The organism is Natronosalvus rutilus, from assembly GCF_024204665.1.
GTDB classification, from domain to species: Archaea; Halobacteriota; Halobacteria; order Halobacteriales; family Natrialbaceae; genus Natronosalvus; species Natronosalvus rutilus.
This window is the reverse complement of the sequence record NZ_CP100355.1, coordinates 844,052-861,904: the sequence shown is the minus strand read 5'-3', so window position 1 is coordinate 861,904 and position 17,853 is coordinate 844,052. Positions and strand designations below refer to the sequence as shown.

The 17,853-nt window shown below is 63.8% G+C and carries 20 protein-coding genes and 1 tRNA gene; 11 read left to right on the top strand and 10 right to left on the bottom strand.

The features are described 5' to 3' along the window. Positions 1–15: 15 nt before the first annotated feature. The 3 genes from NGM29_RS04245 to NGM29_RS04235 all read right to left on the bottom strand — a co-directional run bounded on the left by NGM29_RS04245 (position 16) and on the right by NGM29_RS04235 (position 2,128). On the bottom strand, positions 16–183 hold the full coding sequence (locus NGM29_RS04245) for a hypothetical protein (RefSeq protein WP_254159161.1): 168 nt from the start codon (positions 181–183) through the stop codon (positions 16–18). 300 nt (positions 184–483) lie between these two features. Then, the gene (locus NGM29_RS04240; protein WP_254159160.1) at positions 484–1,143 is read right to left on the bottom strand and encodes an ArsR/SmtB family transcription factor; all 660 of its coding nucleotides are present in this window, start codon (positions 1,141–1,143) and stop codon (positions 484–486) included. 145 nt (positions 1,144–1,288) lie between these two features. Further along, positions 1,289–2,128: a hypothetical protein gene (locus tag NGM29_RS04235; protein ID WP_254159159.1), complete on the bottom strand. Its 840-nt coding sequence runs from the start codon at positions 2,126–2,128 to the stop codon at positions 1,289–1,291. A 272-nt stretch (positions 2,129–2,400) separates the two neighbouring features. Here NGM29_RS04235 and NGM29_RS04230 point away from each other — a divergent pair, with 272 nt between their 5' ends. The 5 genes from NGM29_RS04230 (at position 2,401) to NGM29_RS04210 (ending at position 6,751) form a co-directional block, all read left to right on the top strand. Then, positions 2,401–2,862 (top strand): DUF5802 family protein, encoded by a 462-nt coding sequence (locus NGM29_RS04230; protein ID WP_254160404.1) that lies wholly within the window; start codon positions 2,401–2,403, stop codon positions 2,860–2,862. Positions 2,863–2,890: 28 nt separating this feature from the next. Then, positions 2,891–3,868 (top strand): Vms1/Ankzf1 family peptidyl-tRNA hydrolase, encoded by a 978-nt coding sequence (locus NGM29_RS04225; protein ID WP_254159158.1) that lies wholly within the window; start codon positions 2,891–2,893, stop codon positions 3,866–3,868. Positions 3,869–4,136: 268 nt separating this feature from the next. Further along, on the top strand, positions 4,137–5,153 hold the full coding sequence (locus NGM29_RS04220) for an N-acetyltransferase DgcN family protein (RefSeq protein WP_254159156.1): 1,017 nt from the start codon (positions 4,137–4,139) through the stop codon (positions 5,151–5,153). After that, the gene (locus tag NGM29_RS04215) at positions 5,150–6,190 is read left to right on the top strand and encodes a dipeptide epimerase (protein WP_254159154.1); all 1,041 of its coding nucleotides are present in this window, start codon (positions 5,150–5,152) and stop codon (positions 6,188–6,190) included. The genes NGM29_RS04220 and NGM29_RS04215 overlap by 4 nt, the downstream gene beginning before the upstream one ends. A 138-nt stretch (positions 6,191–6,328) precedes the next feature. Continuing rightward, positions 6,329–6,751: a hypothetical protein gene (locus tag NGM29_RS04210; RefSeq protein ID WP_254159152.1), complete on the top strand. Its 423-nt coding sequence runs from the start codon at positions 6,329–6,331 to the stop codon at positions 6,749–6,751. 5 nt (positions 6,752–6,756) lie between these two features. Here the strand turns inward: NGM29_RS04210 and NGM29_RS04205 are convergent, their stop codons facing one another. Next, on the bottom strand, positions 6,757–7,803 hold the full coding sequence (locus NGM29_RS04205) for a DUF7972 family membrane protein (protein WP_254159151.1): 1,047 nt from the start codon (positions 7,801–7,803) through the stop codon (positions 6,757–6,759). Positions 7,804–8,011: 208 nt separating this feature from the next. Between NGM29_RS04205 and NGM29_RS04200 the strand changes: the two genes are divergently transcribed. Further along, entirely contained in the window at positions 8,012–8,653 is a 642-nt protein-coding gene (locus NGM29_RS04200; RefSeq protein WP_311136838.1) for an FxLYD domain-containing protein, read from the top strand. Positions 8,654–8,844: 191 nt separating this feature from the next. Here NGM29_RS04200 and NGM29_RS04195 read toward each other — a convergent pair whose 3' ends face one another. Then, positions 8,845–9,678: a PspA/IM30 family protein gene (locus NGM29_RS04195; protein WP_254159150.1), complete on the bottom strand. Its 834-nt coding sequence runs from the start codon at positions 9,676–9,678 to the stop codon at positions 8,845–8,847. Between the two features lie 141 nt (positions 9,679–9,819). Here NGM29_RS04195 and NGM29_RS04190 point away from each other — a divergent pair, with 141 nt between their 5' ends. From NGM29_RS04190 to NGM29_RS04180, 3 genes are all read left to right on the top strand, one after another. Then, entirely contained in the window at positions 9,820–10,197 is a 378-nt protein-coding gene (locus NGM29_RS04190; RefSeq protein WP_254159149.1) for a dihydroneopterin aldolase family protein, read from the top strand. Positions 10,198–10,345: 148 nt separating this feature from the next. Further along, a complete protein-coding gene (locus NGM29_RS04185) occupies positions 10,346–10,876 on the top strand; it encodes a hypothetical protein (protein WP_254159148.1) in 531 nt (176 codons plus the stop codon). A 201-nt stretch (positions 10,877–11,077) separates the two neighbouring features. After that, complete coding sequence (locus tag NGM29_RS04180) at positions 11,078–11,524, top strand: DUF5790 family protein (protein WP_254159147.1); 447 nt, start codon at positions 11,078–11,080, stop codon at positions 11,522–11,524. Positions 11,525–11,582: 58 nt separating this feature from the next. Here NGM29_RS04180 and NGM29_RS04175 read toward each other — a convergent pair whose 3' ends face one another. Continuing rightward, a complete protein-coding gene (locus NGM29_RS04175; RefSeq protein WP_254159146.1) occupies positions 11,583–12,320 on the bottom strand; it encodes a creatininase family protein in 738 nt (245 codons plus the stop codon). Between the two features lie 129 nt (positions 12,321–12,449). On the opposite strand from NGM29_RS04175, the gene NGM29_RS04170 reads away from it, so the two are divergent. Beyond that, complete coding sequence (locus tag NGM29_RS04170) at positions 12,450–12,794, top strand: DUF5789 family protein (protein WP_254159145.1); 345 nt, start codon at positions 12,450–12,452, stop codon at positions 12,792–12,794. Between the two features lie 3 nt (positions 12,795–12,797). On the opposite strand, the gene NGM29_RS04165 is transcribed toward NGM29_RS04170, so the two are convergent. Both NGM29_RS04165 and NGM29_RS04160 read right to left on the bottom strand, forming a co-directional pair. Next, on the bottom strand, positions 12,798–14,726 hold the full coding sequence (locus tag NGM29_RS04165) for an ABC transporter ATP-binding protein (protein ID WP_254159144.1): 1,929 nt from the start codon (positions 14,724–14,726) through the stop codon (positions 12,798–12,800). Positions 14,727–14,887: 161 nt separating this feature from the next. Then, a complete protein-coding gene (locus tag NGM29_RS04160; RefSeq protein WP_254159143.1) occupies positions 14,888–15,388 on the bottom strand; it encodes a DUF192 domain-containing protein in 501 nt (166 codons plus the stop codon). 63 nt (positions 15,389–15,451) lie between these two features. On the opposite strand from NGM29_RS04160, the gene NGM29_RS04155 reads away from it, so the two are divergent. After that, a tRNA-Val gene (locus NGM29_RS04155) sits at positions 15,452–15,525 on the top strand. Positions 15,526–15,967: 442 nt separating this feature from the next. Here NGM29_RS04155 and NGM29_RS04150 read toward each other — a convergent pair. Together NGM29_RS04150 and NGM29_RS04145 are read right to left on the bottom strand one after the other, a co-directional pair. Further along, complete coding sequence (locus tag NGM29_RS04150; RefSeq protein ID WP_254159142.1) at positions 15,968–16,405, bottom strand: DUF7344 domain-containing protein; 438 nt, start codon at positions 16,403–16,405, stop codon at positions 15,968–15,970. Between the two features lie 562 nt (positions 16,406–16,967). Then, positions 16,968–17,819: a DUF502 domain-containing protein gene (locus NGM29_RS04145; protein WP_254159141.1), complete on the bottom strand. Its 852-nt coding sequence runs from the start codon at positions 17,817–17,819 to the stop codon at positions 16,968–16,970. Positions 17,820–17,853: the final 34 nt, after the last annotated feature.

Below are 17,853 nucleotides of genomic sequence, written 5' to 3'. Positions count from 1 at the left end.
CCTCGCGGACGGGCCTCAGAGGAGGCCGACCGCGGTAGCGATCGACACCGCGAGGACGACGATCGTCAACATCAGTTCGACCAGTAGCAGGTACTGGTAGAAGCGATACCGCTGCAGACAGGGGGATGGGCAGTCTCGAGTCATGGGGTGGAGCGCCCGCCGGTGCTCGCCGAACGGACGCACTCATAGCTACCGGACGACGTGAAAAGTATCGTCGCCTTGGCCCCACAGTGAAAGTAAAAGTGGATTACCGCGATTAAAACGCCGCGGAGATGGCTCGTCGCGCAGTCTACGGATAGATGTGGGGTCAGTACTCGAGTCGACGACGAGTGAAAGTGGTTCGGGTTCGACCGCGGTACCGGTTACGGTTTTGGTTCGCGTTTCCATCCCGGCTCCGGTTTCCAACCTCGTTTCCGTCCCGATTTCGGCCCTCATTCCTGGCCCCAGTCCAGGTCCCGCCCCCGTCCCCGCTTCGGGCGCCGCTCACGCCTCCGTCTTGAGTTCCCATCCACGTTCGGTTCGCTGGACGACGCCCTCGTCAGCCAACCGCTCGAGTAAATCCGCGATGACTTCCCGCGGCGCCCCGACCTCGTGTCCGAGTTCGTCGATCCCTTTGGGCTCCTGGCGAACGCTCGAGAGTACGTCGGCGTGGATGCGACTGTCCTGGCCGACGCCGACCTCCTCCGAGAGACGGTCGAGCGTCTCGCTGAGTCGCCCCTGCACCCACCGCTGGGCGAGCGAGAGTTCGTTCTCCAGGACTTCGAGGTCCTCGAGCGTCGAGAGGAGGTCGTCGAGTCCGTCTGAGGACGCCCCGGAGACGTCGAGAGAGAGGTGCCGGCAAGTCGTGATGTCGAAGGTGTTGTTCTCGGGATAGGCGCTCTTGCTGGCGAAGCCGTACGGCGAGACGTTCACCTCGAGGCGAACGTTGCGGGCGATGTGGAAGTACTTCCGTCGCTGGTCGTCGACGCGGCTCTCGACGAGGCCGGCCTCCTCGAGTTTTCTGAGGTGGTCGATGACGGCCTTCGGACTGACGCTGAGGTACTCGGAGATCTCGGTCACGTAGCAGGGTTTTCGCGAGAGGAGTCGCAGAATCCGTCGCCGGTTCTCGTTCCCGAGCAGATCCAGCAACGCAGCAGAGTCCATCTATCCGGTGTTGGCGATGGGTACTGAAAAGCGTGTCTCTCGTTTTGGAGCGGTTCGAAGTGAGGCTCGAGAACGAATCTACTCAAGCGACGGAAATTCGAGACAGAGAGTGGTGTGCGACCTGGAGTCACGACGAGCTGGTCGACTAGTCGTCGGTTTCGCTGGTGTCCTGGTTCTCGCTGGAGTCGTCGGTCGTCGATTCGTCGTCATCGGCGCGTTCGTCGTCGGCGCGTTTGTCGGGCGTATCGGGCGGCGACTCGTCACCGGAACCGGCGCCTGGATCGTCCGGAGCGCCGTTATCCTGTCCCTTCTCCTCGCCGCTGCGTTCGTTCCCGTCTCCACCCGGCCCAGCGCCCTGGCCGGCATCATTTCCCTTCTCCTGACCGTTTCCCGGCGAACCGTTCTGTCCGCCAGCGTGGTCGGGCGGCCCCCGCGGCGGGTCGATACCCGCTATTTGCTTCGCTCGCTCGGCGACCTCGGGACCGGCCAGTTCGGACGCGTTCCCCCGCAACGTCTGAATGGCCGTCGTGTTGACGCCGGCGTCCGCCGCTCGCCGTTCAGTGTGGTTGATCGAGTCGTCGACACTCGCGAGTTCGACGGTCAGTCGCGCCATCCGGACGTTGTACTCGCCCGGGTGGAGTTCGTCCTTCTGCTCCTGAAGGGTCCGATACTCCTCCTTCAGGTCGGCGAGCGTCGAGTTGTGCTCGTCGGTTCGTTCAGCGATCAATGCGGCGCGCTGCTCCTCGCTGGCGTTCTGGAAGGCTGCCTCGAACATGCCATCGTCGACGGCGTGAGTAGTACTCACCGAGCTGGCTTGCATGAACGTCGACACTTCCTCCCCCATCGTCGAGCTATTCTCGGCCGTGGTCGACTCGCTCTCGCTGGCGAGCGACACGAGCCCCCCGGTGGCGGCCACGGCTGGGGCGACGAGGAGACCGACGACGGCCACAGCGACGAGACACACCACGGTACGGGTCGCAGTCATTACTCGAGGTATCCCCAAACACGACTAAAAAGACGGAGTTTCGTTCGGACCGTTTTTGCGTTCACCAGAACCGTTCGAACCGTTTCGAGCGTTCAAATCGCCCGTGGGCACCGTCGTCCGCCGACTGGTAATTCGGATACCGCTCCCAGAGCAGTCGCCTACCGTTCGTCGCACTTGAACGGCGTCGGGCCATTCGAAAGGACGCTGAAAGCGCTCACTGATAAGGTATTCGCAGAATAGTTATACGACAGCGTTCCATGGTACCAGATAGCATGTTCGAAATTTTCTCTCGAAGCTACTACCTCGGTCGGCTCTACGTGACGCCCGTGAGCGGCGACCACGCCATCATGGAACGAACGCAACACGAACGGATCAACGAGGCCGTCTACACGACAGGCGAGGGAGTCGAACGCCTCGACGCTCCGCTCGTGATGAAACTCGAGTCGGGCCACTTCGCCGTCCATGGCGACGACTCGGTCCCGACGAATACCCTTGCCGTCCCCGAATCGATGCTCGAGGGGACACAAATTCGAAACCCGCCGAGCCTCCGGGAGGTATTCCTGGCGCGACGCGACCGGGCAGAACAGTTGCTCGGACTCGGCCTGGGCGACTACCAGAGCGACTACGCGCTGGCGAGTGAGGACGTCGACGACGGGTCCGGGACTGAACGAGGGTCGGAATCGGGTCCAGGATCGGGGTCGGGACCTGGTTCAGGACCAGGAACCGGGACCTAAAAGTAATCTCCATACACGTATCCGGTCGATGATCGACGAGTTGCTCGGGCGGGCGACGCTCAAGGACCGCATCGCCGACCTCGAGGAGGAGAACGAGCGACTGCGTCGTCGGTACGAGGCCGAGTCCGATCGCCGGTCGAAGGCCGTCACGGCACGGCAGACGGCCGAACGCGAGCAAAATCAGCTCGAGGATCGGATCGCACAACTCGAAGGCGAACTCGAGCGGCTTTGGGCCGACCAGGCGGACGCGGACGGCGGCGACGGAATCGACCCACGGCGACGCGACTACATCCGCGGCGCGGAACTATCGTCGGTCCTCGAACGCCTCGAGTCGTTTCGAACGGGGCCGGAGGGGGCGCTGACGGCGGTGGTACCGGCAGACGACGGGCTCGATTCCGCACCCGATGCTCTCACGGAGGTACTCGACGAGCGGATCGCGCTGCTCGAAACGCTCGACCCCGCCGTCGTGTGCGTCGACGACGCCGAACTGGTCGCGGTCGCCCTCTCGCCACCCGTCAATCCTCGGAACGCCGAACTCGACGCGCGACGCTCGAGCGACGGCACCGCCGCTGGCCCGCACCTCGAGTGGGACGATCGGTTCCGGTTCGACCGCTCGTGGTTTCTCCCGCACGGACGGTTCACGCTCGCACTCGTCCGCGCGGATCTGTTCTCCCTTGGCGTCTACGACGGCGACGACCGCCTCGACTATCGCGGGTTCGAGAGCGACGTCAAGGGGAGCCACTCGAAAGGGGGCTTCTCGCAGGGACGCTTCGAGCGCATCCGCGACGGCCAGATCGCCGACCACCTCGAGCGCTGTCGGGAGGCGATTGCGGACCGACGGGACGGCCCACTGTACCTCGTCGGCCAGGACGAGGTCGTCTCACGGCTGGTCGAACACGGCCTCGAACCGACGGCGACGGCCACCGTCGACGCGACGGGGAAGCCGAAGGCGGCGCTCGAGGATGCATTTCGGTCGTTCTTCACGACGGAACTGGTCGTCCTGTAACTATAATTTAGATAGTGTGGATTAAGCGGGTGAAAAACGAAATTACCGGGCGGGTAGAACGGTTTCGTAACGCGAAATCGGCAGCGGACTCGAGGTCGTGATTCTACCCGTATCTGCGGACGCGTGTCTGGGTTGCCTCGAACGTCCACGGCACGGAGAACGCCCCTAGCGGGAGCGCGTCCAAACCGTCATCGAGCACTCGCGTACCGACGCTGGCCGGGTCGCCGGTGACGACAGAATAAGGTTCCCCCTCACCGTATACTCCCGCATGCGCGTCGCTATCCTCGCTCACGAAAAGTTTCCCGACCACGCCAAGACGGCCCTCGGCGTGCTCCGCTACGCGGACTACGACGTCGTCGGCATTCTCGACCGAGAGACGGCCGGCAACCGCGTCAGCGACTTCGTCCCGGACGTCCAGGACGCCCCCATCGTCTCGAGCATGGCCGACCTCGAGGCCGGGAGCGTCGACGCCTTGCTCATCGGCATCGCGCCAGTCGGCGGCGGGTTCGACCCCAGCTGGCGCGAGGACGTGCGCACGGGCCTCGAGTACGGCTGCGACCTCATCTCGGGACTGCACTACTTCCTCGAGGACGACGAGGAGTTCGCCACACTTGCCGACGAGTACGACGCCGACGTCTGGGACGTCCGAAAGCCTCACGACGAGCTAACGGTCGCCGAAGGCGTCGCCGACGAGGTCGACGCGGAGGTGATCCTGACTGTCGGCACTGACTGCTCGGTCGGCAAGATGACGGCGACGATGGAACTCGCCCGCGACGCCCGCGAGGCGGGCCACGACGCCGCCGTCGTTCCCACGGGCCAGACGGGAATCATGATCGAGGGGTGGGGCAACCCCGTCGACCGGGTCGTCAGCGACTTCACGGCCGGATCGGTCGAAGAGATGATCCTCGAGAAAGGCGACGACCACGACTACCTGTTCGTCGAGGGACAGGGGAGCATCATCCACCCTGCCTACTCCGCCGTGACCTGTGGCATCCTCCACGGCGCGATGGCCGACAAACTGGTCCTCTGTCACGCGGCCGAACGGGAGATGCTCGCGTACGACTACGGCGTGGCGGTCCCGTCCATGCAAACCTACGTCGATCTCTACGAAAGTCTCGCCGAGCCAGTCCATCCAACCTCGGTCGTCACCGGCGCGCTCAACACCTACGGGCTCGAGGACGACGACGCCCGCGAGGCCGTCGACGCTTTCGAGACCGAACTCGAGAAACCCGCCACGGACGTCATCCGGTACGGGACTGACCACCTGCTGGAGGTGCTGCTGTGAGCCTCGAGACCGAGTTCGAGCAGGTGACGATGCCGCTCGAGTTCCCGTTCACCATCACCCGCGGGACGCAGACGACCGCCGAGAACGTGATCGTCCGGATCGAGGACGAGGACGGAACCGCCGGTATTGGCGGGGCGGCGCCGTCGTCGCACTACGGCGAGACGGCGGCGACGGTCGAGGCGGTCCTGCCAGACCTGCTGGCGGTCGTCGAGGACGTCGGCGATCCCCACCAGCTCGAGCGAATCGAACGTCGGCTGCGCGAGACGATCGAACGCAATCCCGCCGCCCGGTGTGCCGTCAGCATCGCTCTCCACGACCTCGTGACGAAGCGCCTCGACGTCCCGCTCTATCGCTACTGGGGACTCGATCCGACCGAGACGGTCGAGAGTTCCTACACCATCGGCATCGACGACACCGAACGGATGCGCGAGAAAACCGAGACCGCCCTCGAGCGCGGCTTCGGGACGCTGAAGGTCAAACTCGGCACCGACCGCGACCTCGAGATCATCGAGGCGATTCGCGACGTCGCCCCCGACGTTCGCCTCTACGTCGACGCGAACGAGGCCTGGACGCCCCGCGAGGCGGTCTCGCGGATCGAGGCGCTGGCCGAGTACGACCTCGAGTTCGTCGAACAGCCCGTTGCGGCGACGAACCCGGAGGGGCTCCGGTACGTCTACGAGCGAGCGGCGCTGCCGATCGCCGCCGACGAGTCCTGTCTCACCGCAGCCGACGTGCCGCAGATCGCCGAGCGGTGTGACGTGGCCAACTTGAAACTGATGAAGTGCGGGAGTCTTCGCGAGGCGCGCCGTATCGTACACGCCGCGCGCGCACACGGCCTCCAGGTGATGTGTGGCTGCATGACCGAATCCAACGCCTCGATCGCTGCAGCCTGTCACCTCGCGCCACTACTCGATTACGCCGACCTGGACGGGTCGCTGTTGCTCGCGGACGACCCCTACGATGGCGTGTCGATGCCGGGCGGTCGCATCAACCTCGAGGGTCTCGAGCGGCCCGGGACCGGCGTCGTTCGGTCCTGAGGTTCGATACCGGTGTCCTCCGTTCCCGAAACCCGGGACCGGCGACGTTCTCGAACGCAGTCGGGACGAACCGATGAATCGCGTTGTGTGTCAACAATCCACAACCTATTTATGCCAGCAGGTAGAAACAACGAGACCATGGCATTCGAGCGGCCTCGCACCGAAACACGGGTCGTCGAGCGGTGGAATCGAGTATTCGAGGCACTTTCGGCGGCATCGAGGCGTCAGCTCGTGGCGTCGCTGCTCGAGGCCGGGCCAGCCGAGTCCGTGGCCCTTCCGGAGGCCGCCCAGTGTCCCGGGGACGGCGAGGACCAGCGCGCCGTCACGGTCCGGCTTCACCACCGGGACTTGCCGTTACTCAGCGACGGGGACTACGTCGACTGGAGTCGCGAGCCGTTCTGTGCGAGCCGCGGCGACAACTTCGACGAACTCGCGGCCGTAATCGAGGCGATCGAGACGGCAGCTCCTACCTTCCCGGAGCAGCTCGCCGAGGGTGGGGACGGGGACGGACATGGAGACGGTGACCGATTCGAGTTCAAACGCGCTCCAGTCGACCAGTAACGGTCTCACCGGGAGTCCGGGTCGGGTGCACGTCGATCCGGCGTCGATTCCGACTCGGACTCGAGAACCAGCGGTCCGATAGAGACCGTCCGCCGCGTGATCGTCGCCGTCCGTAGGATGTAGGTCGTCAACAGCGCGAGCGGTACGAAGACCACAGCGAGGAGGCCGCTCACTACCCACGGTAGCGCCGGCAACACGATGACCGCGCCCGTCCGACCGGCGTACAGAAACCCGATCAGCAACGCCGACGTGATCGCCGGAACCCCCGTCAGGATCGTGAGCTGGGAAAAGCGGGTCAGCTCCCGCTGGAGGTACACCGTTTTGATGTGTTCGCGGGCGACCGTGAACAACTCGAGATCCGCGACAATTCGGTCGAGAGCCTCGCGGGCCGATTGCGAGAACGCACCCTCGTGACGTTGCCCGAGTCGCCTGGCGGTGTAGAGGTGCCTCGAGGCGTCGTACTTTACGGCGACCGACACCGCGCCGAACGTTTCGGTACCCGATCCCGAGAGGATCTCCTGGGTGCGTTCCATGTCCGATTCGACGGCGCGGACGTACTGCCGAACGTCCTCCCGGACGTCGCCCTCGAGGGTGTCCGTCTCGTCTTCGAGGGCAGTCGCTCCCTCGTGGATTGACACGAACAGTTCCTCGAGAATGCGAGCCGGCGACGCCGGGGCGACCGGATCACCGATCGTCTCCGCGACCTCGGATCGGAAGGATTCGACGCCCTCGAGTCGATCCTCTGCCGCTCCGGCGGACGTGAATTCTTGTGAGAGGATGAGCTGGTTGATCGAGACGACGAGCGTGACCAGCGAGAACGTCCCGGCGACCATCCCGCTGGCCATCCGAGTGATCGAGTTGGCGTTGGCGAACGAGATGACGCCGAGCCACTCCAGCCCCAGGAAGAACAGGAACGTGCCGACCGAAATACACGCGGCGACGACCAGCCGGTCGCCATCCACGAGCACCCACCGCTGGAAGCGAGCGAGCGCGTTCGGTCGTCGTCTCGAGGCCGATGCCTCGTCGGCTGTACTCGTCTCGTCACCGACCATAGTCGGCGTTCACCGGCCACGAGCAAAAACGTCGTCGTTGCAAACGGATGTCGTGATCGATCGACACCCGCAAACGCGGTTTCGGGGGACTGGCGACACCCATCCAGAATCCACTCTGAGACGACCAGCGGGGCTGCCACTTCCTGGCCACACCCGTTCAGGTGCATGCCACAGACTAAACCCCGTTGGCATCGACGTGAAAAGTGCGATGGCAACCAGCGACCAGGACGGCGAGTATACGGACTCGAAATCGGCGAGGAGCACGTGTAGCACGTACAGCACGGCCGACGAGCGATCGGATCGGCCGGATCCACCGACCAACCAGAGCGAGTGCCCCGAACCCTCGACGTCACGGCGTGGGGCCCTCGCTGCCGCCGGATCGGTCGCCGGACTGTCGATCGCTGGTTGCCTCGGAACGGGAACGACCCCGTCGTACGGCGGGACGGACGACGAGCAGGGAGCAGAGACGGAGCGCGTCCCCGTCGACGTCGACGGCGAGAGCCGAACGGCCGAGGAGATGACCGCCGCCACGGCGCTGGCGGACGACGGCCCCGCCGAGGGCGTTTCGCCGCTCGACGCAATCACCTTCATCGATCACGAGTTCGTCCTGGAGGACAACTACCTGGGTTCGACCGTCCAGGGGACCCTCGAGAACGAAGGCGACGATCGGCTGTCACTCGTCGAGATCCGCGTCCGCGTCTACGACGACGCCGACGACATGCTCGGCGTCTACTTTTCGCACGTGAACGACCTCGACAGCGGCCAGACGTGGGCATTTTCCGTGATCGTCCTTCAGTCGCCTGCCGACATCGCGGCGTACGATATCGCTGCGCTCGGGACGCCAACCTAGCGAGCGAAGCCGCCAGACGGTCTCGACCAGTGTGCTCTCGGCACGGTCCAGATTTCCCGGTCGAGAACGCCTCCTCGCTCGCCGCGCGAGCGGCTATCTACGACTCTTGCTCGAAATGACGTTCACCGTCTGCTACGACTCGATCGTAGCCAGCCGACGTGACCGGGTGACTCGAGGAACGGCGCTCGCGATCAGTTCTCCTCTTCTTCTTTGAGTTCGGCCAGTTCCGATTCGACCTCGGCGTCGCTCACGTCGGCCTCGGCGTCGGTTTCAGTTTCGACCTCCGCCTCGAGACCCTCTTCGTCCGCCTCGGACTCCGTTGCCTCCTCGCCGCCCATCTCGGCCTTGAGCGTCTCGAGTTCGGCGTCGACGCCGCTGTCGGTCGACATGGACTCGAGTTCGCGGTCGATGCTGTCCTTATCGGAGAGGACGTCCTCGAATGCGCCCGACTCGTGGAGTTCGTCCATCGCGGCGGCGCGAGCCTCCATGTCCTCGGTCTTCTCCTCGGCGCGCTCGATCGCCCGGCCGACGTCCTCGAACTCCTCCCCCGTGGCAGTCATCGCCTCCGACACCGTGGAACTCGCTTCCGCGGCCTCGTACCGGGCTTTCATCGTCTCCTTCTTCGTGCGGAACTCCTCGATGCGCCCCTGGAGTTCGTCTTTCTGCTCGATCAGTCGGTCCTGCTGGTTCTGCAGGTCCGAGACCTGGCGCTCGAGTTCCTCGATCTGGTTCATCTTGGCCTTCTTTTTCTCGAGGGCCTTCCGAGCGAGGTCCTCGCGGCCCTGCTGGACCGCCGTTCGAGCCTGCCCGTTGTGTTTCTCGACGTTCTCCTCGAGACGGCGTTTCTGCATCTCGAGGCGCTTTTTCTGTGTCGTCAGGTCGGCGATGCCGCGTTTGACCTGCTGGAGCTGGTCGCGCATCTGTTCGTAGGAGTAATCGAGCGTCTGCGTCGGATCCTCCGAGCGGTCGAGGATCGCGTTGAGCTTCGACCGGATGATGTACGACGTCCGAGAGAGGATACCCATACGTACTACGTGTCGCTCCCGACTCTTAAAAACTTCACATCGGTTACTCTTCGTGCAGATCTCGAGAGAGTCGCCAATTCCGGCGCTCCGCTCGTCGTCGCGGACCGCAACGACCACGAGTCCGGAGGCGAAAGTGAACCTATGTCCACCGACGATTCCGACGGCTCGAGTCAGGTCCCAACGGACGCCCAGCAGGCCTGCTTCGAGGCCGGCATCAAGTTCGGCTCGCTCTACCACCAGTTCGCCGGCACCCCCATCAGCCTCGAGAGCGCCGACAGCCTCGCCCGGGCAATGGAGGAGGCGATCGAGAACCAGCCCCACTGCACGGACGTGAGCGTCGACGTTCGGACGGACGTCCTCGAAGCCGCGCTCGAGGAGGGTGCCGCCGAATACACGGAACTCACGGGTCGGTTCCTCGAGGTCGAAATCGACGTCGCCTACGAGGGCGTCAAGGTCGTCACCAGGATGGCGATGGAGGACGGCTACCCGTTGATGGCCCTCGAGTCGGTGCGTCGGTGAGCCTCGAGTCGGTGAACCGATAGCACGTTCGATCGCTATAGACCCGTTAAATCCCGTGAACGGTCCCAAACGGAGGAGAACAGTCGCGAACCCCGCGGACGATGGTCGGCGTTTTTTACCCCCTCCGTGGTCGCCATCGACTGCAGTCATGTACTCAGACGAATCCGGTCGTTCGACGCTCGACCCGCGAATGGTGCAGCGAGTGACGAAGCTGGGACTCGCCTCGGCCGCGGTGGTCGTCGTGCTGTGGGTGGCGACGCTGTTGCCAGGTGCGGGCTGGCTCGTCCCCGGGACCCCGCTCACCGTCGCCGCCCTCATGAGCGCCGTCGCGACGCTCGCCGTCGTCGGCCTCCTCCTGTTGCTCGCTCCAGCGCTGGCCGACCTCGTGAAGACGGGACTGCGAGACGCTCCCGAGGTCGCCGAGCGCGTCGCATCCGTGACCCGGGTCGCGACCGTCCTCGCGGCCGTCCTCGTCGCCCATCGAGGACTGGCCGCGGCGGTCACGCCGTTGCTGGGTGGGTTCGGGTGGCTGTACGACGTGGTCTTCCTACTCCTGGCGCTGCCACTGCTCGTCGCCCTCGCGGTCGTCCTCTACGGTTCGCTCGAGCCGACGGCCGACCTCTTCGCGACGAAACTGGTCGGTTCGCACAACGAGCGGTCGGGCCTCGAGTCATCGTAGCGTCTCGAGCCTACTCCTATTGCTAGGACGGCCAACCGCACGAACCACTCCGGCCAACCGTACGAGCCGTCACCGAAATCGACGCCCGTGTCAACCGTTTCGAATCTGGGACGCCATTTTCCCTCGAGAGCCCTCGTTCACCGCATGTTCACTTTCACTTTCGGGCTATCTTTTAACCCCGGTGCCCGTGAAGTGGGCGCCATGAGTCAAGCCTCACTGGACGACGACGAACTGTTCGGGGAAGCCGCCTCCGAGATGCGCTCGGACGTCGAATCCTCCCTCGCAGACGCCTGGGACGCCCTCCCCGACGCCGACGACATCTGGGAGACCGACGCAGAGAACGTCCTCGGCGTGCTCAACGGCCTCAAGTCCGCCCTCGACGTCGGCGACGCCGAGGACCACCTGCGTGACGCCAAGAAGTGGTACACGATGGGCGAACGCGCCGACGCGTTCGAGGACGCCGACGACCTCGAGGAAGAGATCGCCGACCTGGAGGAGGCCCTCGAGAACATCACCGACGCGGGCGAGCAGGTCGGCGAACTCACGGCGACGATTCCCGCGCTTCGGGGGACGCTCGAGGATGCGGGGAGCGAGGAGGCTGACGACGAAGACGAGAACGAAGCAGAAGCGGAAGAAGACGACGAATAACACGACACCAGCCCACGTCCGAAACCCGAACCTCGAAACGCGACAGCCACCGCCGGCGCTACCGTCGCTCGGGACCCGACACGTCCCGCTCCGCGACTGCCTCGAGCAACCGCTCGAGGCCCGCCGAAGCTAACTCGAGCAGCTCCGCGCCCAGTTTCTCGTCGCCCGCCGTCGGATCGCCGACAACCCCGTTTTCGGTGAACTCGGCCGAATCGACCGCCAGGTTCGCGTAACTGACCCACTCGCCCCAGCGCTCGGCGGCACCTGCCCTCGCGTCCTCGAGTCGGTCCTCGCGGACGAGGCCGGGACAGCACTGGCGCAAGAGCGCCGTCTCCAGAGGCCCGCCGTGTCCCATCTCGCTCGCGTGCTCACCCACGGCCTCGAACCAGGTGAACGGGACCGCGTACGCGTCGTCGTGGCGGGTGATCGTCGCCGCGACCTCCCGCAGTGCGTCGACATTCCCGCCGTGGCCGTTGACGATCACGACGCGGTCGAACCCGTGGTGGGCGAGGCTGTCGATCGATTCGCGAACGTACGCCCGGAAGGTGTCGGGCGAGACCCACATCGTCCCCGGAAAGTGGCGGTGCTCCTCCGCGACGCTGACCGGGATCGCCGGGGCGCGGATCACCTCGCGGTCGATTCGCTCGAGGGCGGCGTCCGCGACGGCTTCGGCAGTGAATACGTCCGTCCCGAGCGGCGCGTGGGGGCCGTGCTGTTCGGTGCTTCCGAGCGGGAGGACGGCGAGGTCGGTCTCGCAATCGGCGACGTCGGTCCAGGTGGCCTCCTCGAGGTGCATAGTCGCCACGAGGGGCGGTCGGGCCTTGTAGCCACCGCAACGCACGCATCGCGCTCTCCCACCGGCCCTTCAACGAACCACGCGATGGCAGGGAAAACTGGTTTCCCGCACGGTGGTGGACAGTCACCCATGAGCGAAGATTCCCGCGAACTCGGCATCGAATTGGGGGCGCTCCAGGACGAACTCAAGGACTACGACTACCCCGTTTCACAGGACGAACTGCTCGAGAATCACGGCGACATCGAACTCGAGATGGGCGAGGAGACCGCGACGCTCGAGGAACTCATCGAGCCGCTGAACGAGGACGAGTACCAGTCCTACGAAGAGGTCGAACAGGCCGTCATGAACATGGTCGGCGACGAGGCAATCGGACGGAAGAACTACAGCGATCGGACGCCGCCCGCACCCGGCGAGGAGCGACAGAAGGACAACCCCTCTGGTGAGGACGTCCAGTCCGAAGACGAGTCCTTCTAACGCTCAATCCCCGCCGCGACGCGCCTGCGTCCGCGCCGTCCGTTTCTGGGCACGCTCGATGAACTCCTGGGGGAGTTCGTCGATCTCGCCCGCTTGCACGCCCCACAGGTGGGCATAGAGGCCGTCATTTTCGATCAACTCGTCGTGGGAACCCCGTTCGACGATTTCGCCGCCCTCGAGGACGATGATCTGATCGGCGTCCTTGATCGTCGAGAGGCGGTGAGCGATGGCGAACGTCGTCCGCTCTTCCGTGAGGTGATCGATCGACCGCTGGATGAGCATCTCGGTCTCGGTGTCGACGTCGCTCGTCGCCTCGTCCAGGATGAGGATCTCGGGATCTTTGAGGATCGCTCGCGCGATACACAGCCGCTGGCGCTGCCCGCCGGAGAGTTTGACGCCGCGCTCGCCGACCATCGTATCGTAGCCGTCGGGCAGGTTCTGGATGAAGTCGTGTGCCTCGGCGGCTTTCGCGGCCTCGACGATCTCCTCCTCGCTGGCGTCGAAGGTCCCGTAGGTGACGTTCTCCTTGACGGTTCCGTAGAAGAGGTACGACTGCTGGCCGACGTACCCCATCGACTGGCGCAGGCTCGGAAGGGAGACCTCGCGAATGTCCTGGTCGTCGATCCGGATGGCCCCGTCGTCGACGTCGTGGAGGCGCAACAGGAGCTTGAGGACGGTCGACTTCCCGGCCCCGGTCGGACCGACGAGAGCGATCGTCTCGCCGCCAGGGACGTCGAACGAGATGTCGTCGACGATGACCTCCTCCTCGTCGTAGCTGAACGTCACGTCGTCGTACTCGACGCGACCCTCGTCGACCTCAAGGTCGGGCGCGTCGACGTCGGTCTCGATGCGCCCCTGTTCGTCCATCAGACCGAAGATACGCTCGGCGGAAGCCTCCGCTCGTTGGTACATATTGATGATCTGTCCGAACTGGGCCATCGGCCAAACGAGTTGTTGGGTGAGCAGGATGAACGTCGCGAACTCGCCGACACCGAGTTCTCCGGAGAAGGGCCCCGGCGCGCCGTTGAACACCCAGTAGCCGCCCACGAGGAACGTCAGAACGAACCCAATACCCGAGATGATCTGGAGACCGGGGAAGAACTTGATCCGGATGGTAATCGCCCCCCAGTTCGTGTCATAGTACTTCCGGGAGACGTCCTCGACGCGCCCAGATTCGTAGTTTTCGGTATTGTCGGCCTTGATCACCTGGATGCCCCCGAGGTTGTTCTCGAGGCGGGAGTTGACCTCCCCGACGCTCGAGCGCACCGCGGCGTACTTCGGCTGGATCTTCTTGACGAAGATGTACGTGAAGACGGCGATCAGGGGCACGGGGGCCATCGAGACGAGGGCCAGTTGCGGATTGATCGTCAGCAGCACCGCAGCGATCCCGAGGACCATCACCCCGAGCCGGAACGCCGAGTTGAGCCCGTCGTTGAGAAATCGCTCGAGTTGGTTGACGTCGTTCGAGAGAATAGACATCATTTCGCCGGTTTGCTTGTCGGCGAAGAACTCCATGTCGAGGCGCTGCATCTTGTCGTAGGTGTCCGTTCGCACGTCGTGCTGGATGTCCTGTGCGAACGCGTTGAACCCCCAGTTGCGAAGCCAGTGAAACGCCGCGCCGATCGTAAACGAGAGCGCAATAATGACGACCGTCAGGGTGAACTGATCGGCCTGTTCGGTCGGCAACCACTCGCTCGGAACGAACCGTAGGTTGAAGGGGCGGTCCTGCAGAAATATCGCGTCGATCGCCAGTCCGAGCAAAATCGGCGGAATCAGATCGAGCAAACGGGCGAAAACGCTCGCGGTAATCCCGGACGTAACTGAGAACCAGTACGGCCGGCCATACTCGAACACCAGGCGTTGCATGGGATTGTCGATCTTCTCCCGTTGTTCCTCGAACGGGTCGTCTTCATCCCAATCAGCACTACTCATTGCACTGGCTGAGTGGACGGTCAGCAATAAACGTTGCCTACGAATCGAAATATATCTCGACCACAACCGGTTAGCTCCGGAACGTGTTGCCGGAAGACAGCGTTCGCGTTCGAGACAATCGTTCGTTACCGCCGATTTTGCGTGTCGAAAACGCGAGCGCGTCAGTCTTCGAGGTCGATCTCGACCTCGTCACCGACCTCGAGATTCGACTCGTTGGCCGTTCCTCGTGGAACCTCGAGGACCCACTTCGCCTCGCCGGAGTACCGGAGGTCCTCGCCGTCCTCGCCGGCCTCTGGCGCTCGTGCGTGGTGGATTGCAGTGATCTCGCGGTCGGCCCCGATGAAGATGATGTCGATGTCGAAGTCCATCTCGCGCATGACGTAGGTGCGATCGTCCTCGTCGCTGTAGACGAACAGCATTCCCGTGCCGTTCTCGAGGGAGTCGTGGTCGCTGAGACCGGTGTAGCGCTCCTCCCAGGTATCGGCGACCTCGACGTCGACGGCGAGTTTGGTGGTCCCGCCCTCGTCGACGACCCGGACGTCCCCTGCGTCGGTGGTCCATGGCGCGGGGAGAATCGAGAGTTGGACGAGCCCGTAGCCGACGACGACCACGACGACCACGACGACGAGCGCAGACCAGACGCGCCTGTAGGACTGTCGCATCCAGGTTCGTCTTCGACCCGAGAAAGTAAAGGTTATTCGCACGGGCCCGCTCTGGTCGGATACGGGCTCGTGGTCTAGCTGGTTATGACGCGGCCTTTACAAGGCCGAGGTCGGTGGTTCGAACCCGCCCGAGCCCATTCCTGGGACGAACGACAGTGAGTCACAGGAATGTACGCGAGTGGTGGGTTCCAACGAGAGAAGTCCCAGCGCTCGAGCGAACGCGAGAGCGACCGTCTTCGCGTTGTTCGAACCCGCTCGAGCCCATCTTAGTGACCACCAATACCGCGAGCCACAGAACAACCTTCGTGCGGCGGTACGAACGACACATCCCGTGAGAACCCACACCTCGAGCAACGGCAAAAGCCAACACGTGAACGATCTCCGTTACCGTCCAGGAGTTGCTCGAGTAGAGGACGGATGTCGAGACCACGCACGAGAAAGGCGACGAACGGACCGAAGCAAATCGAGTTCGATCGATTCGTCTCCAGGCCCAGGAGAATCACCCAAGCGACGCGAGAAAGAACGTCCCACTACAGAACTCACCTCGAGACGATGCGTTGAACGTCGGAACCCGTGCAGTCAGGACTTGAGCCGCTGGCGAAGCGACCCGAGCAACCCGTCGCCGCGTTCGACCTCGAGCGCATCGTGGAGCCGCGAGTTCTCGGGTTCGTCCTTGATCACCACCCTGAGATACGGCTCGAGCTGTTCGAAGTTCTCGGCGAGGATGACCGTGTGGTTGTCCTCGTCGTGGTCGACCACGCCGGCGTCGGCGAGCTTCGGAACGTGACACTGGACCGATGAAACGTACACGCTCTTGTACTCGTTTTTCGCGACCTCGTCGGGGTGCACGTCGTGCTCCCAGCCAGCGACTTCTTCGGCCAGTTTCGATAACTCGATGGGCACCGTGCGGCCGCGAAGCGCGTAGAGGAGGTACCGACGACGGCGGTTGGCGAGCAACTCCAGAATTACGTCCGCCGTGAGTTGCTCGTCTGCCTCACTCGAGGGAAGCGCTTCCATACCATATCATAGGCGAGCGGCGCTGAAAAGGGTGTCTTGAATATCCGAAATTCCAACATACGCCGGCGTAATGGTCGACTATCGGAATCGATGCGTCTACCGACGCTCGAGGGATCGAACGCTCGAGCGATCGGACGGTCGAACAGTCTGGCCAACGAAGCGGGAGAGCACGGACCCCCGACGGTCGTGGCCCGAATCCTGCTGGATGGGGCGGTGGCCCCGAGTCGCCCAACAGTGGCGAGCAGTGGGTGGCGAATCGGGCAGTCCACCGCTCCCGGATGGGTCGCTACAGTAGCGACCGGAGTAATCGCAACGGAAACGTGATTATCGCGATGACGAGGCTAATCGCTTCCTGGGCGAACGCTCGAAGTGTACCAAGCATTACCGTTACACGTACTACAGCCCTCAACCTACGAACGGGGGTTGTGTGTGCAAGGTGTTGAGGTCCCTTCGACCGCCCTCACATCGTCGATTCTCTCGAGACAAACGGGCGTCGTCGGTCCATTACCAATCGTCGGATACCATGATGAACACCGGCGCAGTGGTAGGGTTCGACCTCCAGTTACCGTGATTCGCCATCATCGTCGACGGATCCGTCGTCGGTGGTAATCGCTTCTTGGAGTCGGTCGATGTCCGTGACCTTCTCGAGGTCGCCCATGGTGACCGGGGTTGGGTCGCTGGCGGATTCACCGGTGGCGACGCCGCTCGTGAGGATGCTCCGGACGCCCTCCTCGATCGTCATGTCGACGTCCATGACGCGGCTTTTCGGGACGTGCGTCAGGAACCCGCCGGTAACCGGGTTCGGCGCGAGCGGGATGAACAGCGTGACCATCTCGTCGTGGCCGGTCACGTCCGCGATCGTCTCTGGCGACGTACTCGTCTCGAAGCCGATCACGTAGATGTCGTCATCGAAACACTGGACGAGTTTGATCTCCTGGAAGTTCTCCGCCTCGTTGTCGAGCATGACGTCGCCCATGCGACGAAAGCTCTTGTAGACGGTTCCGAACCCGGGAATAGCGGCGATTGCGAGGTCGACCATTTCGATGGCTCGCTCACCGTAGCGGTGGCGGCCAATCGATCCGACGACGATGACGATCCCTAACAGGAGTGCGAGAGTTATGAGTTCCGTGAGAAAGCCGATAATGTAGGGGTAGAGCCCCATCTGGACGAGAGCGCCGACGAGTTCCGTGCGTCGGAACCAGTCGATGATCCCGAACCACTGCAGGAGTTCGATGAACGGAACCAGCGCGTTGGTGATGAAATCGAGGACGATCTGCAACACGTAGAGGGTGATGACGAGCGGAACGATGATCGCGATGCCGGTCATCAATACGTCGAGCGTTCCTTCGTAGAGGGACTTGCCAGCTTCTCTGGGAGAGGCCGGTGCCCCGTCGGGCGAGTCTGGAATCGCCATTGCGTTTCGAAAGAATACCTCGGTGAAAGATGTT

What these genes read in the sequence shown, in the direction of transcription:
- NGM29_RS04185 (WP_254159148.1), top strand. Translation starts at nt 10,346, where the DNA reads ATGTACTCAGACGAATCCGGTCGTTCGACGCTCGACCCGCGAATGGTG.
- NGM29_RS04145 (WP_254159141.1), bottom strand. Translation starts at nt 17,819, where the DNA reads ATGGCGATTCCAGACTCGCCCGACGGGGCACCGGCCTCTCCCAGAGAA.
- NGM29_RS04235 (WP_254159159.1), bottom strand. Translation starts at nt 2,128, where the DNA reads ATGACTGCGACCCGTACCGTGGTGTGTCTCGTCGCTGTGGCCGTCGTC.
- NGM29_RS04210 (WP_254159152.1), top strand. Translation starts at nt 6,329, where the DNA reads ATGGCATTCGAGCGGCCTCGCACCGAAACACGGGTCGTCGAGCGGTGG.
- NGM29_RS04180 (WP_254159147.1), top strand. Translation starts at nt 11,078, where the DNA reads ATGAGTCAAGCCTCACTGGACGACGACGAACTGTTCGGGGAAGCCGCC.
- NGM29_RS04150 (WP_254159142.1), bottom strand. Translation starts at nt 16,405, where the DNA reads ATGGAAGCGCTTCCCTCGAGTGAGGCAGACGAGCAACTCACGGCGGAC.
- NGM29_RS04240 (WP_254159160.1), bottom strand. Translation starts at nt 1,143, where the DNA reads ATGGACTCTGCTGCGTTGCTGGATCTGCTCGGGAACGAGAACCGGCGA.
- NGM29_RS04225 (WP_254159158.1), top strand. Translation starts at nt 2,891, where the DNA reads ATGATCGACGAGTTGCTCGGGCGGGCGACGCTCAAGGACCGCATCGCC.
- NGM29_RS04190 (WP_254159149.1), top strand. Translation starts at nt 9,820, where the DNA reads ATGTCCACCGACGATTCCGACGGCTCGAGTCAGGTCCCAACGGACGCC.
- NGM29_RS04195 (WP_254159150.1), bottom strand. Translation starts at nt 9,678, where the DNA reads ATGGGTATCCTCTCTCGGACGTCGTACATCATCCGGTCGAAGCTCAAC.
- NGM29_RS04160 (WP_254159143.1), bottom strand. Translation starts at nt 15,388, where the DNA reads ATGCGACAGTCCTACAGGCGCGTCTGGTCTGCGCTCGTCGTCGTGGTC.
- NGM29_RS04230 (WP_254160404.1), top strand. Translation starts at nt 2,401, where the DNA reads ATGTTCGAAATTTTCTCTCGAAGCTACTACCTCGGTCGGCTCTACGTG.
- NGM29_RS04220 (WP_254159156.1), top strand. Translation starts at nt 4,137, where the DNA reads ATGCGCGTCGCTATCCTCGCTCACGAAAAGTTTCCCGACCACGCCAAG.
- NGM29_RS04200 (WP_311136838.1), top strand. Translation starts at nt 8,012, where the DNA reads ATGGCAACCAGCGACCAGGACGGCGAGTATACGGACTCGAAATCGGCG.
- NGM29_RS04170 (WP_254159145.1), top strand. Translation starts at nt 12,450, where the DNA reads ATGAGCGAAGATTCCCGCGAACTCGGCATCGAATTGGGGGCGCTCCAG.
- NGM29_RS04205 (WP_254159151.1), bottom strand. Translation starts at nt 7,803, where the DNA reads ATGGTCGGTGACGAGACGAGTACAGCCGACGAGGCATCGGCCTCGAGA.
- NGM29_RS04165 (WP_254159144.1), bottom strand. Translation starts at nt 14,726, where the DNA reads ATGAGTAGTGCTGATTGGGATGAAGACGACCCGTTCGAGGAACAACGG.
- NGM29_RS04175 (WP_254159146.1), bottom strand. Translation starts at nt 12,320, where the DNA reads ATGCACCTCGAGGAGGCCACCTGGACCGACGTCGCCGATTGCGAGACC.